At 58.4% G+C, this 16,352-nt stretch carries 16 protein-coding genes and 1 pseudogene; 9 read left to right on the forward strand and 8 right to left on the reverse strand.

Annotation, left to right across the window (positions count from 1 at the left end; all coding sequences use genetic code 11):
* Positions 1-545 (forward strand): YcaO-like family protein (locus tag BB334_RS03470; RefSeq protein ID WP_232756633.1); only part of this gene is annotated, 545 nt, incomplete at its 5' end.
* Positions 546-695: 150 nt separating this feature from the next.
* Here BB334_RS03470 and BB334_RS03475 read toward each other — a convergent pair.
* Positions 696-1,733, reverse strand: coding sequence for an IS5 family transposase (locus BB334_RS03475; RefSeq protein WP_068804317.1), 1,038 nt, complete (start codon positions 1,731-1,733; stop codon positions 696-698).
* A gap of 75 nt (positions 1,734-1,808) precedes the next feature.
* Between BB334_RS03475 and BB334_RS03480 the strand changes: the two are divergent.
* Positions 1,809-2,267: pseudogene (locus BB334_RS03480) on the forward strand (OsmC domain/YcaO domain-containing protein); the annotation flags it as partial.
* Positions 2,268-2,313: 46 nt separating this feature from the next.
* Here the strand turns inward: BB334_RS03480 and BB334_RS03485 are convergent.
* Both BB334_RS03485 and BB334_RS03490 read right to left on the reverse strand, forming a co-directional pair.
* Positions 2,314-3,363, reverse strand: coding sequence for an NAD(P)-dependent alcohol dehydrogenase (locus tag BB334_RS03485; protein ID WP_068804322.1), 1,050 nt, complete (start codon positions 3,361-3,363; stop codon positions 2,314-2,316).
* 27 nt (positions 3,364-3,390) lie between these two features.
* Positions 3,391-3,603, reverse strand: a complete 213-nt coding sequence (locus tag BB334_RS03490; RefSeq protein ID WP_068804324.1) for a hypothetical protein — start codon at positions 3,601-3,603, stop codon at positions 3,391-3,393.
* Positions 3,604-3,764: 161 nt separating this feature from the next.
* On the opposite strand from BB334_RS03490, the gene BB334_RS03495 reads away from it, so the two are divergent.
* Positions 3,765-4,772, forward strand: coding sequence for a zinc-dependent alcohol dehydrogenase family protein (locus BB334_RS03495; RefSeq protein ID WP_068804326.1), 1,008 nt, complete (start codon positions 3,765-3,767; stop codon positions 4,770-4,772).
* 390 nt (positions 4,773-5,162) lie between these two features.
* On the opposite strand, the gene BB334_RS03500 is transcribed toward BB334_RS03495, so the two are convergent.
* From BB334_RS03500 to BB334_RS03510, 3 genes are read right to left on the reverse strand one after another with little or no spacing between them, the layout of a single operon-like run.
* Positions 5,163-6,176, reverse strand: coding sequence for a tyrosine-type recombinase/integrase (locus tag BB334_RS03500; protein WP_068804328.1), 1,014 nt, complete (start codon positions 6,174-6,176; stop codon positions 5,163-5,165).
* Positions 6,169-7,143: a tyrosine-type recombinase/integrase gene (locus tag BB334_RS03505; RefSeq protein ID WP_068804330.1), complete on the reverse strand. Its 975-nt coding sequence runs from the start codon at positions 7,141-7,143 to the stop codon at positions 6,169-6,171. The genes BB334_RS03500 and BB334_RS03505 overlap by 8 nt, the downstream gene beginning before the upstream one ends.
* Positions 7,140-8,096: a site-specific integrase gene (locus BB334_RS03510; RefSeq protein WP_068804331.1), complete on the reverse strand. Its 957-nt coding sequence runs from the start codon at positions 8,094-8,096 to the stop codon at positions 7,140-7,142. Before BB334_RS03510 ends, BB334_RS03505 begins: the two co-directional genes overlap by 4 nt.
* A gap of 644 nt (positions 8,097-8,740) precedes the next feature.
* Between BB334_RS03510 and BB334_RS03515 the strand changes: the two genes are divergently transcribed.
* The 4 genes from BB334_RS03515 to BB334_RS03520 all read left to right on the forward strand — a co-directional run bounded on the left by BB334_RS03515 (position 8,741) and on the right by BB334_RS03520 (position 13,319).
* Positions 8,741-9,100 carry a hypothetical protein gene (locus BB334_RS03515; protein WP_068804334.1) on the forward strand — a complete coding sequence of 120 codons (360 nt, stop codon included), beginning with the start codon at positions 8,741-8,743 and terminating at the stop codon, positions 9,098-9,100.
* Positions 9,101-9,222: 122 nt separating this feature from the next.
* Positions 9,223-10,467: an AAA family ATPase gene (locus BB334_RS17415; RefSeq protein WP_083200253.1), complete on the forward strand. Its 1,245-nt coding sequence runs from the start codon at positions 9,223-9,225 to the stop codon at positions 10,465-10,467.
* 587 nt (positions 10,468-11,054) lie between these two features.
* Entirely contained in the window at positions 11,055-11,963 is a 909-nt protein-coding gene (locus BB334_RS18865) for an HAD domain-containing protein (RefSeq protein ID WP_158014337.1), read from the forward strand.
* 405 nt (positions 11,964-12,368) lie between these two features.
* The gene (locus BB334_RS03520) at positions 12,369-13,319 is read left to right on the forward strand and encodes an IS5 family transposase (protein WP_068804337.1); all 951 of its coding nucleotides are present in this window, start codon (positions 12,369-12,371) and stop codon (positions 13,317-13,319) included.
* 565 nt (positions 13,320-13,884) lie between these two features.
* Here the strand turns inward: BB334_RS03520 and BB334_RS18080 are convergent.
* Positions 13,885-14,574, reverse strand: a complete 690-nt coding sequence (locus tag BB334_RS18080) for a hypothetical protein (protein ID WP_158014338.1) — start codon at positions 14,572-14,574, stop codon at positions 13,885-13,887.
* A 167-nt stretch (positions 14,575-14,741) separates the two neighbouring features.
* A complete protein-coding gene (locus tag BB334_RS03525) occupies positions 14,742-15,362 on the reverse strand; it encodes a tyrosine-type recombinase/integrase (protein ID WP_068804339.1) in 621 nt (206 codons plus the stop codon).
* Positions 15,363-15,544: 182 nt separating this feature from the next.
* Here BB334_RS03525 and BB334_RS03530 point away from each other — a divergent pair, with 182 nt between their 5' ends.
* Complete coding sequence (locus BB334_RS03530; RefSeq protein ID WP_068804341.1) at positions 15,545-15,844, forward strand: type II toxin-antitoxin system RelE/ParE family toxin; 300 nt, start codon at positions 15,545-15,547, stop codon at positions 15,842-15,844.
* A gap of 3 nt (positions 15,845-15,847) precedes the next feature.
* A complete protein-coding gene (locus BB334_RS03535) occupies positions 15,848-16,135 on the forward strand; it encodes an addiction module antidote protein (RefSeq protein ID WP_068804343.1) in 288 nt (95 codons plus the stop codon).
* The last annotated feature ends 217 nt before the right edge of the window (positions 16,136-16,352 follow it).

Consider the following 16,352-nt stretch of genomic DNA (forward strand, 5'->3'; position numbering starts at 1 on the left):
TGTTCGCCTCTTTCGGGGCGCACCCGAGCATGGAGGTGGCGCTGGAACGCAGCCTTACCGAGTTGCTGCAGGGGCGCAGTTTTGAAGGCCTGAACGATTTACCCGCGCCCACCTTCGAAAGCAACGCCGTAACCGAGCCGCACAACTTCGTCGAGCACTTCATCGATTCCAGCGGCGTGGTGTCATGGCGTTTTTTCAGCGCAAAAGCCGATTTCGATTTCGTCGAGTGGGACTTCTCCGGCCAGGGTGAAAACTCCAATGCCGAGGAAGCCGCGGCCTTGTTCGGCATTCTCGAGGGCATGGGCAAGGAAGTGTACATGGCAGTGCATGACCAGCTCGGCGCAACGGCCTGCCGCATCCTGGTGCCGGATTATTCGGAAATCTATCCGGTGGAAGACCTGATCTGGGACAACACCAACAAAGCACTGTCGTTTCGCGCCGACATCCTGAACCTGCATCGCCTCGACGATGCCAGCCTGGAAGCACTGCTCGAGCGACTGGAAAGCAGTGAGCTCGATGACTACACCGACGGGCACCTCGAATAACCCGAGGTTTTCAGTGAATCCCACCGCGCAATGATGACGGCGACCGAGTTTGGTCCAATTTCTCTGGCAACCCACCGTGTTTCTCGGCGGAGTTGCCCCGTTTTTGCCTCGAATCGCCCCAGGCATCGGCGATTCGGCCCATTTCGGGCGTCAGAAGGCCTCGATTCCGGCCTTCCGGAAGTAGACCAGCCGCTTCAGGTTGTAGCAGGCGGTCATCATCGTCATCGCGAAGCTGGCCCGCGCCTGGCCGATGGTGCGCAGCAACTTGCCACCCATCTGCTCGAGGGCGCCGAACACGTGCTCGACCCGGGCGCGCGTTTTGGCGATGCGCTGGTTACGCCGCTGCTGGCACTCGGACAGCGGCTTGTTACGCTTGCCCTTCCTCTGGATCTGATTCCGGAAGCCCTTCTCTTTGAGCCAGGCTTCACGCGCCTCGGACGGGTAGCCCCGGTCGGCATAGACGTCCCGACTCGTATTGCCCGCATCGAAGACGTTGTCGAAGTGCTGGCTGTCGTGCGTACTCGCCGTGTCGGTCTCGATTCGGCGAATGATCTTGTATTTCTTGTCGACGTTGATCGAGAGCTTGTAGCCGAAGTGGCTCTTGCCGTGCTTCTTCGTCCAGGTCGCGTTGATGTCCTTCTGGCGCCGCTTCGCAGGCTTCCAGTCGGCGGGCATCGCACCTTGCTCGATCAGCGCCTTCTCGCCTCGGCTGTTGTGCTGCTTGGGGGCGGGTACCAAGGTGGCGTCGATGATTTGACCGCCGCGCGCGATGAAACCCTTCCTGAGCAGCTGCGCCGAGACACCGTCAAAGAGCGCCTTGGCGCCCGCTTCACCGATCCGGTTCTCGAAGGTCCATACCGTGGTGCGGTCCGGGACGTTGGTCGCGTTCGCCAGTCCGCAGAAGCGCTTGTAGCTCATCCGGTCGAGCAACTGGTACTCCATCTGCTCGTCGGACAGGTTGTACAGACGCTTCAGCACCAGGATCCGCACCATCGTCTCGGTCGGGTACGGCGGACGCCCGCCCTGCGCGCTCACCGGGCGCGGCGCAACCTTATCGACCTCGGCCGCCAACGACGCAAAGTCGATGTGCGACTCGATGTCGGCCAGCGGGTCGCCCAGCGAGTCGATCTTTTTGCGGTGATGCTCGTCAGCGAACAGGTCAGTCTTGATAGCGCTACGCGGTTTCATCGGTGCAGGCTGCGGGGTTCAGGACGTCGTAATTTTACCAAGGGCGGGCGAGGCGGAGGTTTTTCGAGGTGCCCCGACATCATTACCTTGATCGGCATCGAGTTCGACGAGAATACGGCCTGGGGTCAGCTGACGATTCTGGAGCTGAAGCTGCTGATTCATCTCGCCTTGCAGCAGTTCGAAGCGGCGAAGGAGCGGGTGGAAGCCTTCCTGCAGTACAACGAGAACACGGTCGAGCGCGTACTGTTCTACCAGGCCTTGAATGTCGTGCTCGAGGTGCAGCTGGACGACGACCTCGAACTGGACGATTACGAGGCCAATTTCCGTCGGATGTTCGGCGACCCGCGGATGGACGCGGTGATCGGGACGGTGGACGGCAGCGTGCGCTTCTTCGGACTGACGCCGACCAGCATGAAACTGGAAGGGCTCGACAGGCACCAGCGCCTGATCGACAGCTACAGGAAACTGCACCTGGCGCGGGCCGATGAACACGAGCGCGCCATGCAACCGCCTCGCGAAAGTGCCGCGCGATAGGGTCGGGAACGCCCCCCATGCGCGGTCCGAAACGCCTGCTCGATCGCTACCCCGCCAGCGTGGCGCTGTCGATCACGAAGCGATACTTCACGTCGCCCTGCAGCATTCGCTCGTAGGCCGCGTTGATCTCATCGGCGCGGATCATTTCGATGTCCGCCACGATGCCGTGCTCAGCGCAGAAATCGAGCATTTCCTGGGTTTCGGGGATGCCGCCGATCAACGAGCCAGCAAGGGTGCGGCGCTTCATGATCAGGCTGAACACATTCGGCGAAGGGTGCGGCGATGCGGGTGCGCCGACCAGCGTCATTGCGCCATCGCGCTTGAGCAGCCCCAGGAAGACATCGAGGTCGTGCGGCGCGGCGACGGTGTTGAGGATGAAGTCGAAGCTCTTACGGTGCGCGGCCATTTCATCCGGGTTGCGCGAGACGACCACCTCATCCGCACCCAGTGCTCTGGCCGCGTCACGCTTGGACTCGGACGTGGTGAAGGCCACCACGTGCGCGCCCATCGCGTGCGCCACCTTGATGCCCATGTGGCCCAGGCCGCCGATGCCGACCACGCCCACCTTGTGGCCGCGCCCCACCTTCCAGTGGCGCAGCGGCGAGTACGTCGTGATGCCCGCGCACAGCAGCGGCGCGACCGCAGCGAGTTGCGCCTCGGGGTGGCTGATGCGCAGCACGTAGCGTTCGTGCACCACGATCCGCTGCGAATAGCCACCAAGCGTGTGGCCGGGTGCATCAGCGGTCGGACCGTTGTAGGTCCCTACCATGTGGTCGCAGTAGTTCTCCAGCCCGTCATCACAGTCGTCGCAATGCTTGCAGCTATCGACGATGCAGCCGACACCGACCAGATCACCGAGCCTGAAGGCGGTGACCTGCCCGCCCACCGCCGATACGCGGCCGACGATCTCGTGTCCGGGCACGCAGGGATAGAGCGTACCGGCCCACTCCGAGCGCACCTGGTGGATGTCGGAATGGCATACGCCGCAGAACGCGATATCGATCTGGACGTCATGCGCGCCCGGGGTGCGGCGGGTGATGTCCAGGGGCTCGAGGGGACGGTCACCCGCCTGGGATCCATAGGCTTTGATGGTCATAAAACGGTTCCTTGCGGTCTGAGTGGTTCACGCGGTCTGCGGCGCCTGCGCGCGGGACGTCGGGACGGCGAGCGGGCCTGCGATCAGCAGCACGGCCGCGCTCGCCGTGTCGGCGGCGCGATAGCCGCCTCCGTCGCACAGCATGCCACCAATGGTAGAAGCCGGCGCAATGTCGCGTTCAATCACGACCGCCATCAGGTCGCCGCCGGCTTCCGCATCCCCAGGCAGCAACTTCGCCAACCACGAGCCCTCCGCGTACCATCGGCAAAGCACGGCCGCTGGCCGCGTTGCAGAACTGACGGATGACGTCCGCCGGACCACTGGCCGGACACCACTTGTTTCGACGCATGCCTGGCGTCCAACCACGCGGCGTCCGCCGCATTTTGAATAGGGGGAGCCCCATGAAAGCGATTCGACTACGCCGTCCCGGCGGGCTGGACCAACTGGAACGGGTCACCCTGCCCGACCCCGGCCAACCCGGCCCCGGTGCGATACGCGTCAGGCTGCATGCCAGCTCACTCAACTACCACGACCTCGCGGTTGTCAGCGGGCACATGCCTGCGGACGACGGACGCATCCCGATGTCCGACGGCGCAGGCGTCGTCGAAGCGGTCGGGCCGGACGTCACGGAGTTCGTTCCGGGTGACCACGTGGTCTCCACCTTCTTCCCGACATGGCTGAATGGCGACCCGACCATCGCCGATTTCTCGACGACACCCGGCGATGGCGTTGACGGCTACGCGAGAGAGGTCGTGGTCATGCCGTGGACGGCTTTTACCCGAGCCCCGCAGGGCTACAGCCATGCCGAAGCCGCAACATTGACCACGGCAGGCCTGACCGCGTGGCGGGCACTGATCGTCGACGGTGGGCTGCGCGCGGGTGACACGGTGCTGGTGCTGGGGACGGGTGGCGTGTCGATATTCGCTCTGCAATATGCCAAGGCGATGGGTGCGACGGTCATTGCCACGTCCTCCTCGGATGAAAAGCTCGAACGGGCTCTTCAGCTCGGCGCGGACTACCTCGTCAACTACCGACGCGAGGAGAACTGGGGGCAACGCGTCCTCGAGTTGACCCACGGGCGCGGCGTCGACCACGTTGTCGAGGTGGGTGGCCCCGGGACCTTGGCCCAGTCCATCACGGCCACGCGCGTGGGTGGCCATATCGCGTTGATCGGCATCCTGACCGGCCTCGCAGGCCCGGTGCCGACCGTGGCGCTAATGGCTCGCCAACAACGCCTCCAAGGGCTTATCGTGGGCAGCCGACAGCACCAGGTCGATATGGTCCGGGCCATTGACGCGACCGGGATAAAGCCGGTGATCGATAAATCCTTCGCGCTGAGCGACATCGCTGACGCTTTCAGTCTTCAGCGTTCGGGGGGGCACTTTGGAAAGATCGTGCTTGAGATTTAAGCCCCCGGTTGAATGCGGCGCATGGCGAGTTCGAGTACCGAGGGGACGCTCGATATAGCCGTGCCCTCCGGGAAGGTTCGCCATCAACATCGAGCATAGTTCGTTGGACTCGGGGGCCGCAGGGAGTTTTCTTTCATGCGGCGGAGTTGCGCGGCCTGGGAAGAGCATCAAGAGGCATTTAGGCTGAGAGACTTCTGTTAACGCGAACGTCGACTAACGGATCCTGGATAGGTCGGCTGTCTTTCTTCGGACTCAGACAACTAATCGGCCTTATGTGGAGCTCCACATAAGGCCGATTATGTAGATGCCTCGATTATGTTGAGCCGCCATGGGCGTCGTACGCCAACCGCTCGGCTGGGGCGGCAGGCGCCGATTTTGATCTCCACATAATCAGAGCGTCCGCAGGAAGTCGATCAGCGAGTCGGGTGCCCTGTAGCGCCTGAGCTTGGCCTCTGGCTCGTGAAGCCGGGCCAGCGCCCGCTCCTTCATCGCCAGATCAGCTTCGACGTACTGGTGCGTCGTTGCCGGGCTCTCATGGCCGAGCCAAAGCGCAATGACGCTGATGTCGACGCCGGCCTGCAGCAGGTGCATTGCCGTCGTGTGGCGAATCATGTGAGGCGAGATGTGACGTGTCGCCAAGTCGGGGCACGATCTCGCGGCCACTTGGACAGCGCGCTCCAGTCGCTGCATTACGTTCCATCGCGACATCGCTTGGCCATCGCGATTGGGTAGTAACGGCGAGTTCGAATCGAACTGCGGATTGCGCCGAAGCCAAGCCCTGATCGCCCTGATGGTTGAGCGCCACAGCGGCACGCTGCGCTGCTTGCGCCCCTTGCCATGCAGATGAACACATGCGGCGGCATCGTCGAGTACGACATCGCCGACCTTCACGCCGACGATCTCTGAAACCCGCGCACCGGTGTTGTAGAGCATCAGTAGCAACACATGATCCCGTTGGCTGAACCACGTCCCATCCGGCGCTCCGATCACCGCCAGCATCTCTTCCCGGGACAGATAGCCGAGCATCGGGCATTCGAAGCGTTTTGCCGGAACACCGAGCGCATGTTCAATCACCTGCAGCGATGACACGTCGCGGTGCGCCGCAAACTTCAGGAACGAACGCAGCGCCGCGAGACGGGCATTGCGGCTACGCACGCTGTTGTGCCGATCGCGTTCCAGATGATCGAGGAAGGCCATGATCAGATCGGGCGTGATGTCGGGCAGCGTGAGTAGCGCCGGCGACCGGCCAAGGCGCGCCTCGGCAAAGCCCAGGAAGAGCATGAAGGCATCCCGGTAAGCGGCCACAGTGCGCGGGCTGAGGGCGCGTTGTTGTGTCAGGTGCTCGACGAAGAAGGCTTGTACGAGCGCGGGAAACGATGGCGGTGGTTTGGCTTGCCTACGCATCATCGTCTCCCGCGAGATCGGCGAATTGCTCGAACCGCCCGGCTGTGATCGCCATCAACTCGGGAACGCCGGTGAGGTACCAGTACGTGTAGAAGATCTCGGCATGGCCCATGTAGGTCGACAGGGCCAGCATCTTCTGGTCGATCTCGGCACCGTCGGCGTACCACCGGATCAACCGCCTGACGGCAAAGGTGTGGCGCAAGTCGTGCAAGCGGGGCGCCTCGTGTCCGCCACGATTGATCCAGCCGAGGCCGTCGCGCAGGCCGGTAAAGACGCGATGTGCCTGTCGATCGCTGAGCGGCAGCCCCAGCCGGCGGCCGCGACTGCTGATCAGAAACGGCATGCCCGCTGTCGTCGGAAGATGCCTCTCGCGCTGTCTTCGGTAGCAAGCCAGTGCCTTGACCGTGCTCGGATGGATCGGCACTTGCCGAGACTTGGCGAACTTGGTCTGCCGGATCGTCAGCATCCCGCGCTTGAGGTCGACATCCGCATCGCGCAGGTGAATGGCTTCGGAAACACGCAGTCCGGTCGAAGCCATCAGACCGAACAGGGTTTCGTAGGTGAAGGGCCGAATGCTGCCAGTGGGGCCGAGTGTGCGTGCTGCCGCGAGCAACTCGACGATCTCGTCGTCATGGTAGATGTGGGGTGCAACGCGGCCGGGTTCCGGACCGAAGAGCGATGCCTCGGGCACCTCGGTATCCGGCTCGAACTGCTGCAGGTAACAGATGAAGTGCCGCAGTCGTCCCCAACTGCGCGCCCAGGTGCCTGCATCGCCATTGCCATCCTTGGCGGTACGCACCCATTCGGCCATGAGTTCGGCCGTCAGCGGACCACGATGGCGTTTGGCCGCCACGAAGCGGGCAAACCTGAAGAGGAAGGCGTCACCGGAGCGCAGACGGAAACCCTGACGACGGCGTTCGGCCAGATAGTCGTCGATTCTGGCCTGCAGGCTTCGGCGTCGGCTCATGATTCACTCCCCGGCCAGGGCAGCGCAACGTCGGCGAGATTTGGCGTGTCGAGCTTCGCGTAGATCCGGGAGGTTTCCAGAGACCGGTGCCGCAAGACATCAGCAACTTCCTTGAGTGAGCCGCCGTTCTCGACGAGGCGACACGCCAGCGTATGCCGCAGAACGTGCGATCCTGTACCAGGCAAGCCGGCCCGTTGGCACGCCCGGCGGATCACGTTCTGAATCGCATAGGTTGTGACCGGAACGTCCCGCGAGTCGCGGCGGCAAAGGAAGATTGCCCGGCTTGGGGTTGCCGGGCGCTCATTTTGCAAATAGTCCGCCAAGGCTTGCCCGGTGGTCATCGGCAGCGGCAGGACGTCCCGCCGTCGCGACTTCGTCCCCTTCAGCGTGACCGTGCCTTCTCGCCAGTCGATGTCGTCGATCGACAGGTTCGCGATCTCGCCAGCGCGTAGCCCCATGTCCAGTGCGCAGCGGACGATGGCATAACCTCGCCGGGGCTTGCGTCCATAAGGGAGTGCGGCGAGCAGCCGTTGAACTTCGTCCGGCTTGAGGGCGCGGGGCAGCACTGCAAGGTTCCACTGCACCGGTGAGGAGATGACTGCGCTCAGACCGGCAACCGAGTCGCCGCAGATCGTCCGATAGCGTAGGTAACTTCGCAAGGCGGTTGCGACTTGCGCAGCGGCAGAATGCGAGGGGCTGTCTCCCAGTTGCCGAGCGATGAAGCGCCGAACATCGGCTGCGTGCAGCCTGGCGATGTCGATGACGCCGCCGGCAAACTTCTTCTGCAACAACAGACCAACGATGCGGCAATGGTTGCGGCGTGTGCTTGCCGCAAGGCCACGGACGTCATGCAGGTGGTCGTCGTACCGCCGCAGTTCGTCGGCGATGGCATCGGAGAGGGCTGCGCTTGGGCACGCAGGTTGCGTGCGCCGGGATTGGGCGGATGGGTTCATGAGCGTCTCCTGGAGTAGGAACTCCACTTCAGGAGAGCGCTGAAATTATGTCGAGGCCAGAACCCCTATCCCGGCAAGCAAAAGGTCGAGCACACTGGGATCTAAGGCCTGCTACCCCGGAAGCTCAACATAATCGAGGCATCTACATAATCGGCCTCAGCTGCCGGTGGCCTTATGGCGCAGTCAGGCAACAATGTGCCGGTCACCTGCCGTTCGCGCGTCGGGCGACGGCGAACGGCGGCTTCTCCGTCCTGCCAACTGGTGCTACCGACCCCGAGCGGTCGTTGCGACTTCCGCAAAGCTGCCGGTCAGGTACCCAGGGATTCCACGAGTTTCGCTGCTCCGAAGCTGCCGTTCGTGACCTCACGCACCCGGCCATGTGCGGCCGGTCATCAATCGATTCGGATAGCGGTCATTGCAGCGGGAGGATATGCTAAACGCCTGTGTCCGGAATCGATCAGATCGCCCACCATGCTGGCTGCTGCTTTACCTGCGTTGTTATCTTGCCTTGCGCGATATTTTTTCTTCTAAACAGGAGGTTGCAGAACATGTTATCCGGCATCCCGATGTTATGCGGCAGAACTGTCGCCCTAAAACAAAGTTAGACCTATCCAGATAAGTGCTACTCAAGGCGGACAAATGCCATGACCTACGATGAAATCGCGAAGCTCACAGAAGAGTTAAGCTACCGGGACAAGTTCAGACTTGCTCAGCTATTGATTCAACTAGGAAGAAAGGAAGAAGAGGAGCAGTACCCGGACGTCCGCAAAGCGGCGACACCTTCCGGCGAGGAACTCACGGATTACGTATACGAACGTCTTGTGAAGCTGCGGCCGTCGAAGAAGAGTGCTTTGCTGAACGCCATTGGCGCGATGTTTCAGTTTCAGGGCGGAATCTCAGATTCCGATAAAGACCGAATCGTCGAGAAACTCCAGAAGCTTGGTCACATCTCCATTGACCAGAACAACCGTGTGTCCTTCGCAGAAAATGGCGCAAAGGTCTAACACTACGCTGCATCCGACCGGCCAAAAGCTGCGCTCTTGCCCGTCGGCTGAGCTTCGACGGTAGTTCTTCAGTCTCAATGCCCTTAATCGATCAAGCCAAGCCAAAGGAATAAAATTAGAGAATGATTATTCGTAAAGAGATCACCGAGGTGTTCACGCCGAGACAAGGAGAAGTGAATACCAAAATGTACGTTGATAGGCCTCTGCATGAGAGGTCTCTAGCGAGGGCCTTAAAAAGGAACTCGCATACGTTGCTTTTCGGTGATAGTGGAAATGGAAAATCATGGCTTTACAAAAAAGTCATGAAAGAGAACGGGATACCCTACGTCGTTGCCAACTGTGCTAACGCCTCAAGGTTGAAATCCATTACGCAGGAAATATGCAACTGCCTGATAGAGCCAGGAACGGTTACCAAATTAGGGTTCAGCGAAGAAAAGGCAGCTGAGGTAAGCGCATATTTTGCCAAAGGAGGCTTGAAGCACAGTGGAAACTATAATGTGAGCCAAGAGGAGCCTCTACTCAAGGCGTTTAAGATGTTTTCCGAAACGACATCAGATAGAAAAATAATAGTGCTAGACAACCTAGAATCCATATTCAACTCGAAAGAGCTTATGGACGAGCTGGCAGATATTGTTATATTGCTAGATGATGATCGCTACGCGTCATGCAACATAAACATCCTCATCGTAGGCGTGCCCAACGGGGTCCTTCAATATTTTAGTGAAACGAAGAATCTAGAATCGGTCTCCAACCGAATACAGGAGGTCGAAAAAGTTGCTAGTCTAGATTCTGGTCAAGTTATGGAAATCATAAAAAAGGGCTTTGATCAGTTATCGATCAAGATCACCGGGCAAACGTTGATAGATTTGTCAGACCATGTTTGGGATGTGACGTTGGGGATTGCTCAGCGCGTGCATGAATATTGTGAGTGCCTGGCTTATGAAGTCGAGGATAATGAATGGAAGTTTGACAAGGCACTTCTACAAAAGGCTGATCTGTCTTGGTTGAAGCAGGGTCTTCGGCAAAGTTACCATGTAATAGAGACTCACCTCAATAGCAGAGAAACAGCCGTCGCGAGAAGAAATCAAGTTATATACTGTATCGCTAAGATCCGGCAGCATCAGTTTGATTCTAACGACATCGATGCACTAATTAGGAAGGAGTTCCCTACGACTATCCCAGAAACAAATATGGGCATTGGATCGATACTAGGCGAGTTGGCAAAAGGCGATTCTCCGTTATTAAACAGAAATGACAGAAACAATTCATATTCAGTGCGAGACCCCCGTTATCTAATGTGCATTAGAGTTGCATTATATAAAGATCAGGTTTCCGAGAGGGTTGTTAAGAAACAGTTCTCGAGATGAACTAACAAGCCGCTCAAAGCCAACGCCGAAAAGCTGCGCAGTTTAGCGGAGCGTTGAGTGACAGCTTCCCTCAAAGCTGAACGGCAGCACCGGGTCGGGACGCGACGAGCAACCTTCTTAGTTCGGCGCCGGAAACCGGCCGCTCAAGTTTCGCATCCCGAAAGCTGCCGGACGCCATCGAGTGCAGCCGACCCGTTGCTGCCATTCGCGCACACCGTGAGTGAACGGCAGTCTTCTGAATGGAGCTGTCGCACACCCTATTCGACCACCGAAAACTGGTGAGTAGAAGCTGGCGGCCAAAATCGGCCGCTAGAGCGGCAACTGTTCTGCCGACGTCGCACTGCTCACGCCAGGGAGGCTGTGGGGGCAGTTCCTTGCCAAAGCGTAACGTCGCTCCAATATACTCAAAGCTACTACGCCGCAGGCTAACCCCTTACAGGTCGAACATGCTGCTCCGTAGTGTGTACGATGTGTATAGAGGGAGGCGCGATGCCGCGCACCAAGTGGCAGAAGAATGAGCCGGCGGAGTTCTTTCTCACCGTTTCCTGAACTGTTCAGTTTGACTGGCAACTTTCGCCCGTTGACGTATGGAACGAAAGATCATCTTCATCGACTTCGATGGCGTACTCCACCCGCCACAGTTTCTCCAATTTCAGGAGAAAGAGGGGGAACTGGTTCTGATAGGTGACCAAAGGTTCTGCTGGTCCGATTACCTTTGGGAGTGCGTCAGAGAAAGTGATTGCGAAATTGTCGTACATAGCTCGTGGCGCCACGGGCAGACGCTTGATGACATCCGCGCATTGCTGCCAGCAAAATTGGCCCGCAGAGTAAGCGGTATCACGTGTGGAGAGGATCGCTACGCGGGAATTCTGGACTACGTGCGTGAAACAAAGGTGGGCGCTTACCTTATCCTTGATGATGCCGCAGACGAGTTTCCCGAGTGTTGTCCAGAGCTCATCGTATGCGATCCGACCCAAGGGCTCAGTGACCCGTGGGTCTGCAACCGCGTTACCAACTTCATAGCTCGAGATGCCTCCACGCAAACCTCGCTTGTAGAGTTGCTGCATGATGAGGCGATCCTGACTGAGAATATTACGCGCCAGCGTTTTATGGCCGTAGATATCCCAACGCTCGAAGCCCTAGTCACTTTCAACGAGATAAGCAAGGCTGTCCCGACGGGACCGGGCATCTACCAAATATGGACTATGACTGGGATAGCACTCAAGGTCGGCATCAGTTCTGATTTGCGTAGACGTTTGCGGACACACCGTGCCTCACCTCTTAGGCGGTCCGTCCTCGCTAGGCATCTCAATCTCGACCGCACCTTGGCTCCCAATCACGACCTCACTACCGATGTAGGAAGGCAGCGCTTCTTGGCTGATGAATGTCGGATCGCGTTCATTAGTACATCGTCGCGCAGGGACGCGCGAAATCTTGAGATCCGCTTAGAACGCACGGGGAAATTCCGCTACATAGGCAAAGTCCGGGAACGCTAGACGATCTGAATCGCGCTCCCCTATCCCCCCAACATATCAACCGGACCTCTTCGCTTGTGCTCCAATCTCGTGTCTGTCTTGACCGAAAGCCTTATAGGCAATTCCTTGAAATAACGTACTCCAAAAGCAGGAGCGTCGCGTTAAGGTAGCATATCGTTATGAATTCCGAACTTACTTGCTTACGCGACGCTAAAAATAATGACTTTCGAAATGTTTTTCGCGAGAGGAAGAATGAAAAGCATCAGCAACTCGACCAGAAGTAGGCTTTTAATTATACACTTCATGGCTGTCTGCGCGCCCGCCACCGCAAGCCCGAATGTCCAATATTATCAATGCAAGTACCTAGGGAAGCTCTGATCTATTCAGCGCCGGTAAAATACTGAAGTCATAACCCGCGCTGCCACCATGAAGCAAACGACCTTCGCCTCGCTGGCTTTCGAACGGAAGAAGAAACAGACCCGCCGGGAGCGCTTCCTGGCCGAGATGGAGAAGGTCGTGCCTTGGGCAGCGCTGCTGGCAGTAATCGAGCCGCACTACCCGACGACGGGCCGGCGCGGGCGCCCGCCGATGCCGCTCTCGACGATGCTGCGGATCTACTTCATGCAGCAGTGGTACGCGCTGTCGGATCCGGCGATGGAAGATGCGCTCTACGAGGTCGAGTCGATGCGCCGCTTTGCTGGGCTGGACCTCACCGACGACGCGATGCCCGACGAAACGACGATCCTCAAGTTCCGCCACCTGCTCGAGAAGCACGCGCTGACCTCGCAGATGATGAACATCATCAACGACACGCTCGAGCAGCGTGGTCTCTTGCTCAAGGGCGGCACGATGGTCGACGCCACGATCATCCATGCGCCGCCCTCGACGAAGAACCAGGAACGCAAGCGCGACCCCGAGATGCATCAGACCAAGAAGGGCAACCAGTGGTACTTCGGCATGAAGGTTCATGTGGGCGCCGACGTCAATTCCGGGCTCGTGCATACCGTTTCGGTGACGCCTGCCAACGTCTCGGACATCAACCAATTGCCGCATCTGGTGCGTGAGGATGACCGGGCGGTGTTCGGCGACAAGGGGTACGTGAACAACAAGCTCAAGCGCGTCGCGCGCAAGGCGGGCCTGTTCTGGGGCGTCTCGCTCAAGGCCAGCAAGCAGCACCCGCTGACCGAGGCGAACAAGCGTTTCAACCACAAGATGTCCTCGATCCGCGCGCGGGTGGAGCATGTCTTGCGCGTCATCAAGCGCCAGTTCGGCTACACGAAGGTGCGCTACAAGGGGATCGCGAAGAACGCCGCCCAGGTGTTCTCGCTGATCGGACTGACCAACCTTTACTTGGCGAGGCGAGCCTTGATGAGTTGATGGGCGAAATCCGCCCGCTGCACCCGAAAACGGGTGCTCGGGGCCGAAAAGGCCTCGAAAAACACCGGTAGGCGCGGAAAAATCGATCATCGGAGTCGGCGAAAGCGGTTGGCTTGGGTGAGCGTGCTCAGAACATCAATTGATCAGGGGTTCCCTAGATGGCGTTTATGCAGAACAGGGAACCGGGAAAATAAAACAAGGTGATTCTTCTATATCAGCATACATCGATGCGGAGTTCTCAATTAATAGAGATACCGGATTGATAGTATTCAAGAAGAGGGGGCATGCCTCGGCAGAGGCTCTATTTCCTCCCGGCCAGCCTGATGTCGCGAAAGCAAACGAGCCACAGCTTGACAACTACCAGCTTATCTGGCGTGACCGATACGCGACTGGATACGAGCAGCACACCTTTCTGAGCATCAGAACGGGATTTGGGGGGAGCGGACCCTTTCCGTTTGTTCATATAACAACTACTGACAAGTTTCTTACTGGGCTTTGTTATCTAACTCCAGAGCCATAAGCTGTTGTCCGTCAGCGTTATATTCATCAAGCTCGATGCTATAGCTCATTCTAAGTTTTTAGGATGACTTGAATAAAGTGTAGGGCTGGCCTCTCGAAGAATATTTTCAATGCTCAATGATGTTTCGGATTGAATGAATTTGTTATAGCGCATATTTTGGATATATTCAGGCGTTCCAATTTCGCAGCTGGACAATACCAAATCAACTCCTTTCTCAGCTAGCTCTCTCTTTTCTTGAGCCAGATACTTTATTGACGCCAATCCATGAAGGTAATACTTGACTTCCCTTCTATCCAAATCTTTCTTAGCTCTAGCCTCTCCGTCGTTCAGACTTATGTGACGCCAAGCTATGTTGATCCAGCGAGGAGGAAGAATGTCATAAATTGGCATTTGCAAGAAGCTTTCTCCTGTAAGGACGGTTTCAATTCTATTAAATTGTTTGTCAGCCTTGTACGAGAAATAATAAATCGCACTTCCAAAGGAAGCGATAAGTATAAGAAAAGAGTGCATCTCTTTCTTCATTCGATTCATCCTTTCCGCACGATTTGAGGGTTTTCGGATTAGTGGCCTTGCTCTCTTCTTGGCTACCGCCACATCTCTGCGTCCGGTAAAAATTCTTATTTGTGCTTTATCGCTGGCTGTCGGCAATGGGACTTGAAGCGGTCGCTCGAGCGGCAGGGACTCCTTGCGTCCGAACAGCAGATTATGGCCGTGTCGAGCCAGGGCGGGGTTCATGTTGGCCGTCGTAAACCGGCCACTCAAGGGAATTGGGGTCCGGCCCCACTCTTGAAATCGAAATGTAACCACGACCGGCAGCTGATGGCCGATAGTACCCCCTCAGCATCATCACCGTAAGCAGCCGCCCGCCGGCAAAAGATGCGTGGCGGGCAGCCGCGCCGGGTTCAGATCTCAATCTGTTCGGAGATCTCCAAGGCATCATCGACCTCGATGCCCAAGTACCGCACTGTCGACTCCAGCTTGGAGTGACCCAGTAGGAGTTGAACGGCCCTCAGGTTCTTCGTGCGCTTGTAGATCAATGTCGCCTTCGTGCGTCGCATCGAGTGCGTACCGTAGGCGGACGGATCGAAGCCGGCGGCCACCACCCAGTGCTCGACGATCCTCGCGTACTGACGGGTAGAGACATGCGGTGAGTCGTGCAGGCGGCTCGGAAAGAGGAAGTCTTCCGACCTCAGGCCGGCCTTCGCGATCCATGCAGCCACAGCCGTGCGCGTCGGCTCGGTCAGTTCGAACTGCACAGGCCGATGGGTTTTCCGCTGCATGACCATGGCGCGTGAGAGCACCTGGTTTCCATGCGTCACGTCGCGCACCCGCAGGCTGACAAGGTCACACCCTCGGAGCTTGCTGTCGATCGCGAGGTTGAACATGGCGAGGTCGCGCACTTCGTGCGCATTTTGCAGATGAATACGGATGGCCCAGATGTCCTTGGGTTTGAGCGGTGCCTTCTGGCCCACCAGCTTCCCCTTGTTCCAGGCTTCCCGATTCGGATGTTCTCGGGTTTCCATGACAGACTCCTTGCTGTTGATCGGAGTCCGATTCTTGAGCCCGTGGCGTTCGGCCGCCATCGGCGAAGATGCCCACAGCGTGCGGTCGGGCAACTACTGCCGCCGATGTGCAGGGGTGGACTCTCGGTCTCCGCCACCGGATCTCCCTTGTGCGATCGTATCCGTATGGATACACTGCCGCCATGAACACCTTCCTGCGAACGGACGATTTTGACGCCTGGCTTGTCGGCTTGAAAGACAATGTGGCACGAGCTCGCATCGTCCACCGCATCCGCGCTGCCGAACACGGCAATTTTGGCGACTGTGAGCCGGTTGGCGAAGCCGTTTCGGAAATGCGCATCCACGTCGGTCCCGGGTATCGCGCTTACTACACGCGACGTGGAGCAGTGATCTATCTGCTTCTGCTGGGTGGGGACAAGTCGTCGCAAAAGCGCGACATCAAACGCGCCATCGAGATGGCGCAGGCTTTGGACAAGGAGTGAACGATGGTCAAGACCGCCACCTTTGATGCTGCCGATTACCTGAACGATGAAGAAACCATCGCGGAGTATCTGACGGCAGCCCTGGAAGACCCAAACCCGGATGTGTTCCTCGCTGCCGTTCGCGATGTAGCGCGCGCCCGTGGCATGGCGCAACTCGCCAAGGATGCGGGTCTTGGCCGTGAGAGCCTCTACAAGGCACTCACGCCCGGGGCCAAGCCACGCTATGACACGGTGCTCAAACTGCTTCATGCCCTGGGCGTGAAGATCTCAGCAACGCCAGTCCATTCTTGAGACTTGCGGTAGCGTCGGCCATCGCGCCCGAGCGATCGAGCGACAGAACTGCCTGCAGTCTCCCTCCGAGCTTCAATCCCTGACAGTCGAACGTCAGGCGACCAGCACATTGCTGTCTGACTGTGCCATCAAGCCACCGGCAGCTGAGGCCGATTATGTAGATGCCTCGATTATGTTGAGCCGCCATGGGCGTCGTACGCCAACCGCTCGGCTGGGG

Origin of the sequence: Thauera phenolivorans (assembly GCF_001696715.1) — a bacterium.
GTDB classification, from domain to species: Bacteria; Pseudomonadota; Gammaproteobacteria; order Burkholderiales; family Rhodocyclaceae; genus Thauera; species Thauera phenolivorans.

Excerpts from the sequence above, each read along its gene's own strand:
- BB334_RS18080 (WP_158014338.1), bottom strand. The coding sequence starts at position 14,574 with ATGAACCCCGCCCTGGCTCGACACGGCCATAATCTGCTGTTCGGACGC.
- BB334_RS03500 (WP_068804328.1), bottom strand. The coding sequence starts at position 6,176 with ATGCGTAGGCAAGCCAAACCACCGCCATCGTTTCCCGCGCTCGTACAA.
- BB334_RS17415 (WP_083200253.1), top strand. The coding sequence starts at position 9,223 with ATGATTATTCGTAAAGAGATCACCGAGGTGTTCACGCCGAGACAAGGA.
- BB334_RS03510 (WP_068804331.1), bottom strand. The coding sequence starts at position 8,096 with ATGAACCCATCCGCCCAATCCCGGCGCACGCAACCTGCGTGCCCAAGC.
- BB334_RS03475 (WP_068804317.1), bottom strand. The coding sequence starts at position 1,733 with ATGAAACCGCGTAGCGCTATCAAGACTGACCTGTTCGCTGACGAGCAT.
- BB334_RS03525 (WP_068804339.1), bottom strand. The coding sequence starts at position 15,362 with ATGGAAACCCGAGAACATCCGAATCGGGAAGCCTGGAACAAGGGGAAG.
- BB334_RS03485 (WP_068804322.1), bottom strand. The coding sequence starts at position 3,363 with ATGACCATCAAAGCCTATGGATCCCAGGCGGGTGACCGTCCCCTCGAG.
- BB334_RS03495 (WP_068804326.1), top strand. The coding sequence starts at position 3,765 with ATGAAAGCGATTCGACTACGCCGTCCCGGCGGGCTGGACCAACTGGAA.
- BB334_RS03505 (WP_068804330.1), bottom strand. The coding sequence starts at position 7,143 with ATGAGCCGACGCCGAAGCCTGCAGGCCAGAATCGACGACTATCTGGCC.
- BB334_RS03520 (WP_068804337.1), top strand. The coding sequence starts at position 12,369 with ATGAAGCAAACGACCTTCGCCTCGCTGGCTTTCGAACGGAAGAAGAAA.
- BB334_RS03535 (WP_068804343.1), top strand. The coding sequence starts at position 15,848 with ATGGTCAAGACCGCCACCTTTGATGCTGCCGATTACCTGAACGATGAA.
- BB334_RS18865 (WP_158014337.1), top strand. The coding sequence starts at position 11,055 with ATGGAACGAAAGATCATCTTCATCGACTTCGATGGCGTACTCCACCCG.
- BB334_RS03530 (WP_068804341.1), top strand. The coding sequence starts at position 15,545 with ATGAACACCTTCCTGCGAACGGACGATTTTGACGCCTGGCTTGTCGGC.
- BB334_RS03515 (WP_068804334.1), top strand. The coding sequence starts at position 8,741 with ATGACCTACGATGAAATCGCGAAGCTCACAGAAGAGTTAAGCTACCGG.